At 38.0% G+C, this 14,281-nt stretch carries 14 protein-coding genes; 7 read left to right on the forward strand and 7 right to left on the reverse strand.

The genetic code is table 11. The features are described from left to right. Positions 1 to 157: 157 nt before the first annotated feature. Positions 158 to 1,198, reverse strand: coding sequence for a Leu/Phe/Val dehydrogenase (locus tag I6F49_RS17765; protein WP_197181505.1), 1,041 nt, complete (start codon positions 1,196 to 1,198; stop codon positions 158 to 160). Positions 1,199 to 1,624: 426 nt separating this feature from the next. Further along, positions 1,625 to 3,151, reverse strand: a complete 1,527-nt coding sequence (locus tag I6F49_RS17770) for a fumarate hydratase (RefSeq protein WP_007583843.1) — start codon at positions 3,149 to 3,151, stop codon at positions 1,625 to 1,627. A 155-nt stretch (positions 3,152 to 3,306) separates the two neighbouring features. Here I6F49_RS17770 and pabB point away from each other — a divergent pair, with 155 nt between their 5' ends. From pabB to I6F49_RS17785, 3 genes are all read left to right on the forward strand, one after another. Further along, a complete protein-coding gene (gene pabB / locus I6F49_RS17775) occupies positions 3,307 to 4,653 on the forward strand; it encodes an aminodeoxychorismate synthase component I (RefSeq protein ID WP_197181506.1) in 1,347 nt (448 codons plus the stop codon). A gap of 6 nt (positions 4,654 to 4,659) precedes the next feature. Next, positions 4,660 to 5,235: an NUDIX hydrolase gene (locus tag I6F49_RS17780; protein ID WP_197181507.1), complete on the forward strand. Its 576-nt coding sequence runs from the start codon at positions 4,660 to 4,662 to the stop codon at positions 5,233 to 5,235. Positions 5,236 to 5,338: 103 nt separating this feature from the next. After that, positions 5,339 to 6,715 (forward strand): L-serine ammonia-lyase, encoded by a 1,377-nt coding sequence (locus I6F49_RS17785; protein WP_197181513.1) that lies wholly within the window; start codon positions 5,339 to 5,341, stop codon positions 6,713 to 6,715. A 76-nt stretch (positions 6,716 to 6,791) separates the two neighbouring features. Here I6F49_RS17785 and cysB read toward each other — a convergent pair whose 3' ends face one another. Next, positions 6,792 to 7,769, reverse strand: coding sequence for an HTH-type transcriptional regulator CysB (gene cysB / locus I6F49_RS17790; protein ID WP_002961670.1), 978 nt, complete (start codon positions 7,767 to 7,769; stop codon positions 6,792 to 6,794). 322 nt (positions 7,770 to 8,091) lie between these two features. Here cysB and I6F49_RS17795 point away from each other — a divergent pair, with 322 nt between their 5' ends. Further along, the gene (locus I6F49_RS17795) at positions 8,092 to 8,850 is read left to right on the forward strand and encodes a hypothetical protein (protein ID WP_166420642.1); all 759 of its coding nucleotides are present in this window, start codon (positions 8,092 to 8,094) and stop codon (positions 8,848 to 8,850) included. A gap of 72 nt (positions 8,851 to 8,922) precedes the next feature. Here I6F49_RS17795 and I6F49_RS17800 read toward each other — a convergent pair whose 3' ends face one another. Then, entirely contained in the window at positions 8,923 to 10,215 is a 1,293-nt protein-coding gene (locus tag I6F49_RS17800) for an NCS2 family permease (RefSeq protein ID WP_197181508.1), read from the reverse strand. A gap of 118 nt (positions 10,216 to 10,333) precedes the next feature. Here I6F49_RS17800 and I6F49_RS17805 point away from each other — a divergent pair, with 118 nt between their 5' ends. The 3 genes from I6F49_RS17805 (at position 10,334) to I6F49_RS17815 (ending at position 12,050) form a co-directional block, all read left to right on the forward strand. Next, a complete protein-coding gene (locus tag I6F49_RS17805; RefSeq protein ID WP_166420640.1) occupies positions 10,334 to 10,798 on the forward strand; it encodes a tetratricopeptide repeat protein in 465 nt (154 codons plus the stop codon). Between the two features lie 299 nt (positions 10,799 to 11,097). Beyond that, positions 11,098 to 11,541: a SulA-like leucine-rich domain-containing protein gene (locus I6F49_RS17810; RefSeq protein WP_197181509.1), complete on the forward strand. Its 444-nt coding sequence runs from the start codon at positions 11,098 to 11,100 to the stop codon at positions 11,539 to 11,541. A 29-nt stretch (positions 11,542 to 11,570) separates the two neighbouring features. Next, complete coding sequence (locus I6F49_RS17815) at positions 11,571 to 12,050, forward strand: YchJ family protein (RefSeq protein ID WP_166420639.1); 480 nt, start codon at positions 11,571 to 11,573, stop codon at positions 12,048 to 12,050. Positions 12,051 to 12,120: 70 nt separating this feature from the next. On the opposite strand, the gene I6F49_RS17820 is transcribed toward I6F49_RS17815, so the two are convergent. From I6F49_RS17820 to I6F49_RS17830, 3 genes are all read right to left on the reverse strand, one after another. Next, on the reverse strand, positions 12,121 to 13,038 hold the full coding sequence (locus tag I6F49_RS17820) for a diguanylate cyclase (RefSeq protein ID WP_166420638.1): 918 nt from the start codon (positions 13,036 to 13,038) through the stop codon (positions 12,121 to 12,123). Between the two features lie 191 nt (positions 13,039 to 13,229). After that, positions 13,230 to 13,532: a DUF6172 family protein gene (locus tag I6F49_RS17825; protein WP_002961433.1), complete on the reverse strand. Its 303-nt coding sequence runs from the start codon at positions 13,530 to 13,532 to the stop codon at positions 13,230 to 13,232. 179 nt (positions 13,533 to 13,711) lie between these two features. Further along, a complete protein-coding gene (locus I6F49_RS17830) occupies positions 13,712 to 14,239 on the reverse strand; it encodes a VC2046/SO_2500 family protein (RefSeq protein WP_166420637.1) in 528 nt (175 codons plus the stop codon). Positions 14,240 to 14,281: the final 42 nt, after the last annotated feature.

The raw sequence follows: 14,281 nt of genomic DNA on the forward strand, positions 1-14,281 counted from the left end.
AATATCGAGAGCATTAGAAAGTTGCATAAAAAAATCCGAATTCTACAAAAGAATTCGGATTCTTACATACCTAGAAGATCGTTCAAGTGCTATTAACTATTTCTTAAATGATCGGCATTAGTGCAATTGCACACCTTTATATAAATTCAAACTTAGATTACAGACCGTTTTTAATGATTTCTTGCGCTAACTCATCAGCAATTAAATGCGTTGATTTTTGCTCTTTTTCGCTGCGAGCAAAAATTTCAGTTAACGTATTAAAAATACCTTCAACATGTTTATTAGACGCTGCTGCACTGTAACCTTCTGGCGCTGTTTCGTAATAAACATTAATAATACCACCGGCGTTAATTACGTAGTCTGGTGCATATAAAATACCTTTTTCACGAATAACTTCACCGTGACGAGACTCTGCCAGCTGATTATTAGCACAGCCTGCAATAATAGTCGCTTTTAAACGCGGTATAGTTAGGTCGTTAACCGTTGCACCTAATGCACATGGTGCATAAACATCAACGTTTAAGTCGTAAATTTCATCAATACCAACTGCAGTGGCGCCAAAATCATTAACTACACGGTCAATTGCTGCTTGGTTAATATCAGTTACAAACAGTTCAGCACCTGCATCATGTAAATGTTTACATAAACCATAAGCAACAGCACCTAAACCTTGAACAGCTACTTTAACGCCTGCAAAGTCTTGGTGGCCACGTTGATGTTGTAACGCGGCTTTAATTCCTAAAAAAGTACCGTAGGCTGTAAATGGTGATGGGTTACCACTTTTACCCTCAAGACCCAGTACATAATTAGTTTCTTTATTCATAATAGCGACATCAGCACATGTAATGTTTACATCTTCTGCTGAGTAATAGCTGCCATTTAATCGCTCTAATTGACGACCAAATGCACGGAATAATTGCTCAGATTTAATTTCTTTTGCATTGCCTATAATTACAGATTTACCGCCACCAAATGGTAGGCGCGCTACTGCATTTTTATACGTCATGCCTTTTGATAAACGTAGCACGTCGTAAACGGCATCTTCGTCGTTCGCATAATCCCACATTCTACATCCGCCAACTGCAGGACCTAGATTGGTATTATGTACAGCAATAATTGCTTTTAAACCCGACTCTTCATCAGAACAAAAAACTACTTGTTCATGGTTATCAAATTCAACTCGATTAAACACAGCCACTTAAAATACTCCGAAATAGTTAACCCGTGAGAGGGTATGCGCGCTGGAAATTGCCGAGACTTTATCACTTCATATTAGAGTTCGCTACACTCACAGATGATAAAACCGATGAAAACATGACTCTTAGATTAAATAATCAAATTAAAACACTTATACAGATAAAAAACCCATAAAATTATCATTAGACAGTTTTAAAAACTAAAAATATAAAAACCACACTAACTTACGTTTACGTGAACGTAATAGCATTACTATATGTAAAGTTTAATATACAAGTACTAACTGCCCGCTAAGCACCATGCTCTATAGGTTTACAGTAAAAAATGATGATTTAGAACAACTGGTCAGATGTGCAAACCTGATCATAGCTATATCTAAAAAACAAAAAAGCGAGCACCAGGCTCGCTTTTAACAACACAACTTAGGTTATTTTAGTTTGCTATCAAGCTCTTCAATTTTAGCTTTCCAGATTGCAGGACCTTGTGTATGCGCATTAGCGCCTTCACTGTCTACTGCAACGGTCACTGGCATATCTTCTACTTCAAACTCGTAAATAGCTTCCATACCTAAATCTTCAAAAGCAACTACGCGTGCTTTTTTAATCGCTTTAGATACTAAGTAAGCTGCACCACCTACCGCCATTAAATAAACAGATTTATGCTCTTTAATAGATTCAACCGTTGCAGGGCCACGTTCAGCTTTACCGATCATGCCTACAATGCCTGTTTTTTCTAGCATCATATCGGTAAATTTATCCATGCGAGTGGCTGTTGTAGGGCCAGCAGGGCCTACTGCTTCATCGCGTACCGCATCCACAGGACCAACGTAATAAATAAATTTATTATCAAAGTCTACGCCTTTTGGTAAACCTTCACCTGAATTGATCATATCTTGCAGGCGTTTATGCGCTGCATCACGACCTGTTAAAATAGTGCCCGAAAGTAAAACAGTTTCACCCATTTTCCATTCTTGAACATCTTTTTTAGTCAGTGTATTTAAGTCAACACGGCGAGTGCCTTCGCCCACTTCAAATGTTACTTGTGGCCAATCTTCTAGTTTAGGCGCTTTTAAATTCGCAGGACCAGAGCCATCAAGCGTAAAATGTACATGGCGAGTTGCCGCGCAATTTGGGATCATTACTACAGGTTTTGAAGCGGCATGCGTTGGAGCCGTTTTAATTTTAACATCAACAACCGTTGTTAAACCGCCTAAGCCTTGTGCGCCAATGCCTAATTTATTAGCACGGTCAAAAATTTCTAAACGTAGTTTTTCTTCAGTCGTTTCTGCGCCGCGCTCCATTAGTTCATGGATATCAACCGGGTCCATTAACGACTCTTTAGCCATCACTGCCGCTTTTTCAGCCGTACCACCAATACCTATACCTAGCATGCCTGGCGGACACCAACCAGCACCCATTGTTGGTAATGTTTTTTCTACCCACTCAGCAACGTCATCAGACGGGTTTAGCATAACCATTTTACTTTTGTTTTCAGAGCCGCCGCCTTTAGCTGCAACCATTACTTCTACTTTTCCACCCGCTACTAAATCAATATGCACAACCGAAGGCGTGTTATCTTTCGTATTTTTACGCGTGCCAGCAGGGTCTGCAACAATAGATGCACGTAAAGGGTTATCTGGATTCAAATATGCACGACGAGTACCTTCATCAACCATTTGTTGAACGGTTAAATCTGTTTTATCCCACTTAACATCCATACCTACTTTAACAAAACAGGTAATAATACCGGTATCTTGGCAAAGCGGACGCTTACCTTCAGCCGACATACGTGAGTTAATTAAAATTTGTGCAATGGCGTCTTTAGCCGCTTTACTTTGTTCTTTGTTGTAGGCTTTTTCGAGTGCTTGAACAAAATCAAGTGGGTGATAGAACGAAATATATTGCAATGCATCTTCAATGCTATCAATAAAGTCTTGCTGACAAATTGTACTCATAGTGGTTCCTTAAGTTACCGTTACGCGTTGTCGCGTAATCTAAATCAAACCGGTGACGGTGGTTTGCACTGTTTTTTGCAGCTTAGTGCTGCCAAAAAATTTGACTTATGATACCCTCCCAGCCCGCTTCGAGCCAGTTTTTAAAGGGGTAGTAAATGCTAAACAATAAAAATAATTGTATTAAATTGGCGATAAAACAAAGCTGTATTGATGTATTTGCACATTTTGCACACCTTCATTACGCTATCCTATTAGATTCTGCTAATAGTGAGCATGTAAATAGTCGTTTTGACATTATAGCAATTGAACCGACAAAAACGCTTGAAGTACAAAACAACAAGAGCTATTTAAATGATCAACAAAGCAGTAAAAGCTGTTTTGAAATAATGAATAGCGAGCTTTCGCGCCTTGATAAAACTAAAGCCGATTACGGTTTACCCTTTAACGGCGGTTGGCTTGGTTACTTTGGCTACGATCTAGGGCGTACAATTGAAAGCATTCCCACAATTGCTATCGAAGACATTAACTTACCCCAAATGGCTATTGGTCTTTACTTAGATGCTCTTATTTACGACAAGCAGCAACAAAGCTGGTTTTATGTATCGCAGCCAAATACCGATCGATTAGCGCTTTATCAACAATATTTAAATACCCAAGTTAGTGCGCAGTGCTTTGCCCTAAACAGCGACTGGCAATCAAATATGAGCGAAACGGAATACGCCGCAAAATTTGCCCAAATTGAGGAGTATTTAAAAAGTGGCGATTGTTACCAAATTAATTTAGCGCAGCGCTTTAACGCTCAGTTTGAAGGCTCTGCGTGGACGGCTTACGTAAAATTACGAGAAGCAAATAAAGCCCCTTTTTCAAGCTTTATAAATCACACTCAAGGGGCTATTTTATCAATTTCGCCTGAGCGCTTTATATCTGTAAATAACAACGTTGTCGAAACCAAACCGATTAAAGGCACAATGCCACGAAAAGCAGATGCATTAGAGGATCAACAACAAGCAAAAATACTCGCAGCATCAGCTAAAGATCGCGCCGAAAATGTCATGATTGTTGATTTACTGCGTAACGACTTAGGCAAAGTAGCAAAGCCAGGCAGCGTTCACGTCCCTTCCCTTTTTGCTATTGAAAGCTTTCCGGCAGTGCATCATTTAGTGAGCACGGTCACCTCAGAACTTGATGAAGGTAAAACAGCGGTCGATCAGCTAAAAGCCGCTTTCCCGGGTGGCTCAATCACCGGTGCCCCTAAAATCAGGGCCATGGAAATAATTGAAGAGCTAGAGCCACATCGCCGTAGCATTTACTGTGGCTCAATTGGTTATTTAAGTGCGTGCGGTAATATGGACACTAGTATCACTATTCGCACCTTGGTGTGCCACAAAGCACAAATTTACTGCTGGGCAGGTGGTGGAATCGTAGCTGATTCTAAAGTCGAATTGGAATATCAAGAAACTTACGATAAAGTAAATAAAATCCTCCCTTTATTAAAACAGTAGGTCGCTTTGAATAGTGAACACATTATGGCGCGGTTTTTGTTAAGCCCGACAGCTGCGCCAAACCAGTTAAAAGACACGCGTAAAAAACGCGCCAGCGCTGTTATGCTGCCTATTATTGATGTAGGCGACCATGCACATATTTTACTGTGTAAACGCCCTATTTATTTACACCATCACCCTGGGGAAATTTGTTTACCCGGAGGAAAGTTTGAAGTGAGCGATATCACCCTTCGCACCACAGCACTTCGCGAGTTAAAAGAAGAGCTGAATATTACTCCGAGTAACGTAAACGTATTAGGCCACTTACCTGAGTATTCAACCTTAACGGGTTTTAGTATTAGCCCGTATGTGGGGTTACTTAGTAAAGGTACCACCTGGGAAAATGACTACAATGAAGTACAAGCAAGCTTTTTACTGTCAATCACAGAGCTAAATAACGAAGCTAACTGGCAACCTTTGCCTTTTCAACGATTTGGGAAAACAGTTATTTTGCAAGGTTTTAAAACCCCACATGGTTTACTTTGGGGTGCGACTGCAAGCATTATAAAAAACTTTACAAAACAACTCGCCTTACCAGTTTAAATCTTCATTATTAGTAGTTACACAATCTTAATTCCACGTTATCATGCTCGACCGTTCAAAGAGCAGCTTAGTGCTGCTAAAACAAAGTAGAGACACACACATTATGATCAGTGCATTTGATATGTTTAGCATTGGTATTGGCCCTTCGTCATCACACACCGTTGGCCCAATGCGCGCATCACGCTTATTTGTTAATGACCTACAAGAACAACAATTATTAGCAAATGTTACCGATATTAAAGTAGAGCTTTACGGCTCACTAGGTCAAACAGGTGTTGGCCATGGCTCAGGTAAAGCTGTAATACTTGGTTTAGCCGGTTACGATCCTGAAACAATAGATGCCGATTTAGTCGATGATATTTTGGCAACCATTGAAAAAGACCAAGTTATTTATTTAAACAAAACACACAAAGCCAAGTTTCCAAAACAAGGTGCAATTGTTTTTCATCGTCGTAAAACGCTGCCTAAGCATTCTAATGCAATGGAAATTATCGCCTCAAACAACGGTGAAAAAGTTTACAGCAAAGTATATTACTCTATTGGCGGTGGCTTTATTGTCACCGACGAAGAGTTTGAAAACGAAAAACAGGCAGCCCTCGATATTAGAGAAGAAAACCCGGCCCCCTTCCCATTTGGTAGCGCAAAAGAGCTACTAGAAATGTGTAAAGAGTCAGGGTTTAGTGTTTCTAGCTTGATGATGAAAAACGAAAAAACACTGCGCACCGAAGATGAAATAAAAGACACGCTGTTCCATATTTGGAAAGTAATGATGGCGTGTATTGACCGTGGTATGCGCACCGAAGGTATTTTACCTGGCGGCTTAAAAGTAAAGCGCCGTGCGCCAAGCTTATACTTAAAACTAAATATAGAAGTCAGTAACGATCCTCTTCGTGCAATGGACTGGGTTGATTTATTTGCCCTTGCCGTAAACGAAGAAAATGCGGCAGGTGGCCGTGTAGTTACCGCACCAACTAATGGTGCTGCGGGTATTTTACCGGCTGTGCTTATGTACTATCACACATTTGTGAAAGAAGTAGACCGCGATATAGCCACGCGTTATTTATTGACCGCTGCTGCTATTGGTATTTTATATAAAAAGAATGCCTCTATTTCAGGTGCCGAAGTAGGCTGCCAAGGTGAAGTGGGCGTTGCGTGTTCTATGGCTGCCGGTGCATTAACAGAAATTGTTGGCGGTAACGTTGTACAAGTAGAAAACGCTGCGGAAATTGGTATGGAACATAATTTAGGCCTAACGTGCGACCCTGTTGGTGGCTTAGTACAGGTGCCGTGTATTGAACGTAATGCAATGGGCGCGATTAAAGCAATTAACGCTTCACGCTTAGCTATACGTGGCAGTGGCGAGCAAAAGGTATCACTTGATAAAGTGATTAAAACCATGCTTGAAACTGGTAACGATATGAAAACCAAATACAAAGAAACCGCTCGCGGTGGATTAGCAGTTAATATTATCGAATGCTAGCCAGCTCTTTATAAAAGTAAAAAGCCGTCTATTTAAAAATAGACGGCTTTTTTATTACTCGTTTAATGTAGTTACATTATTTAACGGGTAACTCTATATCTGCAAATAATTTATCTACATCATCTTGGTTACGTAATAAGCTTGCTCGCTCTACTCGCTCTTTAGTTAAGTGTGGAGCAAAACGTTCGATAAAATCATACATGTAAGTACGTAAAAAGCTGCCCTTTCTAAAACCAATTTTGGTCGTGCTAGCTTCAAATAAATGGCTTGCATCAATACACACTAAATCTGTGTCGCTCACTTGATCTATCGCCATTGACGCAACAACACCAACTCCTAGCCCTAAACGTACATATGTTTTTATAACATCGGCATCGGTTGCAGTAAATACAATGTGTGGCTCAAGTCCGTGTGCGCTAAATGCTTTATCAAGCTCTGAGCGACCCGTAAAACCAAATACATAGGTAATAAGCGGGTACTGAGCAATATCAGCCACAGTTAAACTATTTGCCTTTTTAGCGAGCGGATGGTCTTTAGCAACAACAATACTGCGGTTCCAATGGTAACAAGGCAGCATCACTAAATCTGAATACAAATGCAGCGCTTCTGTAGCAATAGCAAAATCAGCATCACCGCGTGCTGCCGCATCAGATATTTGCTGTGGTGTCCCTTGGTGCATATGAAGTGATACCGCAGGGTATTTTTTCATAAAGCCTTGAATAACATTAGGCAAAGCATAACGAGCTTGGGTATGTGTAGTTGCTATGTTTAACTTACCCTGGTCAGGCAACGTATGTTCATTAGCAACTGCTTTAATACCTTCTACTTTAGAGAGTATTTCGCGAGAAATATTAATAATATCTTCGCCAGCACCCGTTACATGCGTTAAATGCTTACCACTGCGGCCAAAAATTTGTACACCCAACTCATCTTCTAGCATGCGTACTTGTTTAGAAATTCCTGGCTGCGAGGTAAATAAACTCTCAGCAGTCGCTGAAACATTTAATTTATGATTTTGTACTTCTACTATGTATCTGAGTTGTTGTAATTTCATGGCTGCAAATTTTAACGTTATTATTCATATTATTTATAAAGGCAATACCACTTAAAACCAAGTGTTATTTACATAAAATAGTACTTTAAGGCTTTAGGTATGCAATTATCTGATTAGAGCTCAAGGCTAGCATAATAAATATGCTTGAGGTAGCGATGATTATTCAGCTTAAATTTATAAGCCCTTAGGCTTACTGCAGTTTATAAAGGGCTGAACCTATCAATTTTTGGTATATTTTTAAGTTAATCGGCGCAAAGCTACCCTGTTAACACATATTTAATGTAAGATTATAAAATTAGCTTATATATCCGAGAATTACACCATGATCGTTTCTATTATAATAGTGCTTATAGTTGCATTGATTGTGATTGCACTTTGGGTAAGTGCTGTACAACAACACAAAGAAAAACAAGAAGCGGAACGCCGTAAAGAGCTTACAAAACAAAAAGCTATAATAGAAGAAACAGAAGAAGCGCTAATGAATAGTGCCAATATTCCTCTTTCTGAAAATATAATCCGTGTATTGCAACGCCGTATTTACGAAGCATTAAATACGATGGTTACTAATTCGCCAACATCTAAAGCACTTAAAAGCCGCTTAGGTGAGGCTAAAACGCACCTCTCCAATGCAGTTCTAGACAACAGCAGTGAAGCCCTAGCATTACCCAATAATGACAAACAACTTGTTGGCCTAATTCAAGGCATCAAAAAATTGCGCTCAATTTTACGCTCTGAACATAATAAAGGTCGTATTGATAGCCAAGTTTTTGTTTTAGAAGATAAACGCCTCGAAAAACTACAACTACGTATTAATATTGAAAGCCAAATAAAGCGTGGTTTGTCTGCCCGTTCAGCCAGTATGGTTGGCTCTGCAAGACAGTACTTTGAAAAAGCGCAAGCAACTCTCAGTGCAGTCACCTATTCTGACGAATATGTAACAGCAAAACGCCTGGAAGTTGAAGGTTACTTAGAAGCCATAAGTGTTGAACTAAGAGCTTCTAACGCAAGCGCACTTAAAAAGAAAACAGAAGCTGAGCAAGATGATTTAGACATATTGTTTGCTCCTAAAAAGAAATGGTAGTGTTTTTATAAAAGCATTAAAAAGCCTGCACAAATTAAATTTGTGCAGGCTTTTTTTATTTTTCGTTAGCCATTAAGACAAAAATGCAAACTTGAAAACAAACAAGGCTGTTAATATCCAAACACTAATACTGACTTGATCTTTTTTACCACACAATACTTTAACCGCGGTGTAAGATATAAAGCCAAGCGCAATACCGTGCGCAATCGAGAATGTTAATGGTGTCATTAGCAACACAACCGTTACGGGAATTGCATCGGTCATATCATCCCAATCTACAAACTTCAAATTTTGCAGCATCAATACTGCGACGTACAAAATAGCGCCCGCGGTTGCATATGCCGGTACCATTTGTGCGAGCGGTGCAAAAAACATCATCAGTAAAAAGCAAATGCCAACAACAACGGCCGTTAAACCCGTACGTCCGCCAACAGATACGCCAGCAACCGATTCTATATAAGATGTAGTAGTTGAAGTACCTAACATTGCACCTGCGATAGTTGCTGAGCTGTCAGCACTTAATGCGCGTCCTAAACGAGGCATATTGCCCTTTTCATCAGCTAAACCCGCTTTTTGGGTTACAGCAACTAACGTACCTGAAGTATCAAAAAGATCGACAAATAAGAAGGCAAAAATAACACTCATCATTGATATATCAAAAGCGGCTGCAAAATCTAGCTGCATAAAAGTAGGCATTATTGATGGTGGCATAGCCATAACACCGTGATATTCAACAAGCCCAAAACTTAGAGCAATACCAGTCACTAATAAAATACTAATAAGTACGCCACTTTTAAAATCGCGGTATAAAAGTGCAGCTATTACAAAGAAGCTTAATATTGCCAATAGTGGTCCAGGAGAAGTAATGTCACCCAACTGCACTAATGTTGCTGGGCTTGAGACAATAATGCCTGCATTTTTAAGTGCAATTAATGCTAAAAAAGCACCTATGCCCGTAGCGATAGCTCGCTTTAGCACCAGAGGTATAGCATTAATAATCCACTCTCTGACTTTGAATAAACTTAAAAACAAAAATATGCAACCCGACATAAATACAGCCCCTAACGCGGCTTGCCAGGTATAATCCATGCCTAATACGACACCATACGTAAAAAAGGCATTTAGTCCCATACCAGGTGCTAATGCTAATGGATAATTAGCCCACAAACCCATTATGAAACAGCCTATCGCTGCTGCTATACATGTAGCTACAAATGCAGCCCCTTGATCCATCCCTGTTTCAGCAAGCATAGCCGGGTTTACAAATACAATGTATACCATAGTTATAAAGGTAGTTAGGCCAGCAACGCACTCGCGTTTAACTGTTGAATTATTTTCGCTCAGTTTAAATAAGGCTTCAAACATAATAAACTTGTGATAGTAAAAAGTGGCGGGATTTTAACATAAAAATTATCTTTTACAGGACATTTTACCTTGCTATATACTAAACTATTAAAGTAATTAAAATAATAAATTAACCAATATGCTTAAAACAACACCTTGCGAGCAAGACTTAGCGCAACAGCTAGATAATATTTTAGGTTTTGTGACTCAACCTGAAAATACTTCTGTGCCTATTGATAATAAAAAAAATGAGCAAAGTACTTTAAATAAAGCCCTATATTATTTAAAAAATAATCAACCCCCATTAGCAGCAAAATGGATGCGCCTTGCTGCAATGGCAGGAAACCAAAGAGCACAGTTTTATTTGGGTTTATTTTTTGTGAAAGGTGAAGGCGTGCCACAAAGTGTGTTTCATGCTGCAGCTTGGTTAAGCTTGGCAAGTAGTCAGGGATACGCCCCTGCCACTGCAGCGGTTACAGATATACGTAAGCATATTGAAACTAAGCGATTTAAAGATGCCCAATGTTATGCAGCAAGTTTGTACGAACAAATCCATCAACTCCAGTTTTCTCAGATGATCCCTCGCACGAGTGAAAACACATAGGCTAACTATGAAAAAAGTACTGTATACAGTGTTTGAAAGTACTGTATATGGTTACAAAGACAATTCTATACAGTATAAAACCCCAAAATTAAGACACTACTCAAAAATTTATTTTTAGAATACCTTCTCAAAAACAACCCTATAACAAGCTGATTAATAAAGAATTATAAATTAAAAAAAATAAAAACAATGATCAAAAGCTGAATAACTGTACAAATAAATAGCATAAAAGGCTTGCACGAAAGCACTGTATAAACTACTGTATATGAATACTGTATAAAAACCCAGTGAGTGAAATTATGTTACAGACTATTACCGTAAGAACAGTTAAAAGTTACCAACAAGATGAGCAAAGCGATTGCGTAAATTTGATTCAGATTGAAGATGAAATTTCAGCGACCTTTGAGCTTTTAAAAGTATTACACCAATACAATAGCTCTAATGCTTGGACGTTATTAATTGCTCCAGACCATGTACCGAGTAAAGCTTTACTTGATTCATGCTCAATTGATACAAGTAAACTCTTAGTAATTAGGCAAAAACACCTAGTAAATTTAGAGTATGTATTAAATTCTGCATTACATAACGGAAATTTTGCAGCGGTAATTACCTGGACCGATATAGTTAATAACCAATTACTTACTAATCTATCGTTCGATTTGAGCAAAACGAATACAAAACTATACTGTTTTACAAAAAAGGCTCAAACAACAGAGATACCACTCGCCCAACAAGCTTGTTAAACTAATGTTTTAGACTCTGTATTATTATTATGACCTCACTCAATACCACATTATGTTTTTGCAGCAGTGGGCACGATTATGCCAATTGCTGCGAGCCGCTTCACTTATATGTTAAGCAAGCTGACACTCCAGAACAACTTATGCGCTCACGATTTAGTGCTTATGTTATTAAAAATGCAAAATATGTTTATCAAACCTACGCTGAAGAAAAACAAGCTGAAAACCCTGTTAAAGAAATCAATGATTTTGCTAACAGTTGTCGATTTATCAATCTTGATGTAATTAGCTCAAGCTATGATGAAGACACTGGCAATGTAGAATTTAAAGCCCAATATTTTTATCAAAACTTATTTTGTGAACTTCACGAAAAATCGCAGTTTATTAAAGAAAATTCCAAATGGCGTTATTTAGATGGTGCTATATACCCAGTTGAAGATATTAAAGTGGGCAGAAATGATGATTGCCCGTGCGGTAGCACTAAAAAATATAAAAAATGCCATAGCGTGTAATAATTTTATTTGATCATTTATTACCTACAAAGTGTTTTTAAGTATCACGAGCTTTATTAGCTAGCTCAGCTTAAAAGCACACTTTGTTACGCCCTTGTGTTTTAGACTCATACATTTTTTCGTCTGCGATCTGCACCGTATTTTTGTTACTTTCGTAAGGTTGTAAAGTTGAACCGCCAATACTAATGGTAACAAACCCGTACTCTGAATATTTATGAAGGATTTTTAAGTCGATTATATTTTTTTTGATTTTATCGGCAACACAAATTGCACCTTCAGTGCTTGTATGAGGTAAAACAACTACAAACTCTTCGCCGCCATAACGCGCTACAAAATCTGTTGGCCTTTGCAAACTATTAGTAATAGTTTGTGCAACAAGGTTTAATACCGTATCACCTTGCACATGACCATAAATATCGTTGTATTGCTTAAAGTAATCTATATCGATGAGTAATAGTGCATAGTCGACTTTTTCTCGTAAGGCACTTCGCTCCATTTTACTAAAGTGTGCATCAAAATAGCGCCGATTAAACACTTTAGTTAAATCATCTAAAAATACTTTTTGATTGAGTAAGTCGTGCTGTAATTTTAATGTTATATGTGCACGAACTCTTCTAAATAATGTTTCTGTATTAATTGGCTTTTTAATAAAATCAACAGCTCCAGCTTCCCAGCACTCCCTTTCTTCGTTTTCAAAGGATGTAACAAAAATAACCGGGATATCTTGTGTTTCAGTATTATTTTTTAATTTTAAGCATGTTTCAATACCGCTCATTCCACCCATATTAATATCGAGTAGAATTATATCGGGTACAGCTGCATTACAAATTTCAATTGCCTCTTCACCACTTCCAGCTGTGGTCACATTAAAATGCTCAGATAATATTTTTTTTAATACAATTAAGCTTAATAACTGATCGTCAACTATAAGTACTTTAGAGTTCTTTAAACTTAACTTTAATTGATGGTCAGAGTAATTTATCGGCATGATACAACTATTTTATTTTATTAATTAAACACACCCTATAGCACTATTTTTTGTTATGCAAATGTTAATTAATTGGTTGCTACTCAATTACCAATAAGAATTAGTCCATCGAAAACTTTTAAAGTATAAAAACAAAAAATGAGCCACTTGGGCTCATTTTTATAACTTCGAATACTTAATTAAATTAAGTATTATTCGTCATCATCTAAATCTAACTGTTGACGCTGAGCAGGTCGAGCTAAAATCTCTACATAGAAAGAGGTCAAACCTTGCTTTTCAATTTCGCCAATTTGGTTACTTAATTCAGCAACGTGCACAACTTGCGCATCTTCAGCTGTATTACCAAACTTACAGTCAAATGCCCAATAGTCAGCATCTTCAGGTAGCGTTTTATTACGCTCTCTTTTCAAATATTTTTTCACTTCGTGCTTTGCAGCATCAACCATACGAGGGTATTTGATTTTCTCGTGATTTAGCGTGAATGTTTTCTTCATTACGTTCCTAATTACCTTGGTTTAATGATAATGGCATTTCATGTCATACCATTTGACGCCATTATAGCAATTGCATTTAATTTTTGGATGCTTTTTTTTCATTAAATCAATTATTAGCAAATATATAAAGCAGACCCGTTATAAAGCATATATTAACTGATGATTATTACAATCATATATCACACAGCAATAAGCTGAAGTGGTTGATGTATTGCATCATTATTAAGGCTGTCATAAAAAGCTGCTGCATCTATTGGTGGATTAGCTAATTGCGTTTGTTCGCTTTTAATTCTTCTTCTGACAGCAAGTTCACAGTTATCTATTATATGAAGTGGAATATGCTTATCATCATTTCTAATCGCAAGCGGTTCAGGGTTTAAGCATTGTATTAGCTTAATGCTCGTCATGCCGCTACGCTCTCCTTCTTGAGATATTAATGCAGCATTGAATTGTCCAACCAACATATTATATTCATCAGAGGCTAAAAGTTGTTTTGGACCTGCGCCAAATTGCTTTCTTAATACCTCTTCTTCTATAACTAAATTATCTATTTCAGTTTTTGGTAAATGAAATTGACTAAAGTCGAGTGCGTCATGTGACAACATTGCTAATAATAGTGAAAATTCGCCACGACGATTTTCATGCACACTATTATTGAGTCTACTGTTTAACTGACTCTCTGTGATTAACAAATCATCTATTTGCATAGTCTTTAGCCGATTGTGGTAACTGATAGATATTTATCGGCT

Source organism: Pseudoalteromonas sp. SWN166 (assembly GCF_015864485.1).
GTDB lineage: Bacteria > Pseudomonadota > Gammaproteobacteria > Enterobacterales > Alteromonadaceae > Pseudoalteromonas.

What these genes read in the sequence shown, in the direction of transcription:
- I6F49_RS17770 (WP_007583843.1), bottom strand. Translation starts at nt 3,151, where the DNA reads ATGAGTACAATTTGTCAGCAAGACTTTATTGATAGCATTGAAGATGCA.
- pabB (WP_197181506.1), top strand. Translation starts at nt 3,307, where the DNA reads ATGCTAAACAATAAAAATAATTGTATTAAATTGGCGATAAAACAAAGC.
- I6F49_RS17785 (WP_197181513.1), top strand. Translation starts at nt 5,339, where the DNA reads ATGATCAGTGCATTTGATATGTTTAGCATTGGTATTGGCCCTTCGTCA.
- cysB (WP_002961670.1), bottom strand. Translation starts at nt 7,769, where the DNA reads ATGAAATTACAACAACTCAGATACATAGTAGAAGTACAAAATCATAAA.
- I6F49_RS17795 (WP_166420642.1), top strand. Translation starts at nt 8,092, where the DNA reads ATGATCGTTTCTATTATAATAGTGCTTATAGTTGCATTGATTGTGATT.
- I6F49_RS17800 (WP_197181508.1), bottom strand. Translation starts at nt 10,215, where the DNA reads ATGTTTGAAGCCTTATTTAAACTGAGCGAAAATAATTCAACAGTTAAA.
- I6F49_RS17805 (WP_166420640.1), top strand. Translation starts at nt 10,334, where the DNA reads ATGCTTAAAACAACACCTTGCGAGCAAGACTTAGCGCAACAGCTAGAT.
- I6F49_RS17810 (WP_197181509.1), top strand. Translation starts at nt 11,098, where the DNA reads ATGTTACAGACTATTACCGTAAGAACAGTTAAAAGTTACCAACAAGAT.
- I6F49_RS17815 (WP_166420639.1), top strand. Translation starts at nt 11,571, where the DNA reads ATGACCTCACTCAATACCACATTATGTTTTTGCAGCAGTGGGCACGAT.
- I6F49_RS17820 (WP_166420638.1), bottom strand. Translation starts at nt 13,038, where the DNA reads ATGCCGATAAATTACTCTGACCATCAATTAAAGTTAAGTTTAAAGAAC.
- I6F49_RS17825 (WP_002961433.1), bottom strand. Translation starts at nt 13,532, where the DNA reads ATGAAGAAAACATTCACGCTAAATCACGAGAAAATCAAATACCCTCGT.
- I6F49_RS17830 (WP_166420637.1), bottom strand. Translation starts at nt 14,239, where the DNA reads ATGCAAATAGATGATTTGTTAATCACAGAGAGTCAGTTAAACAGTAGA.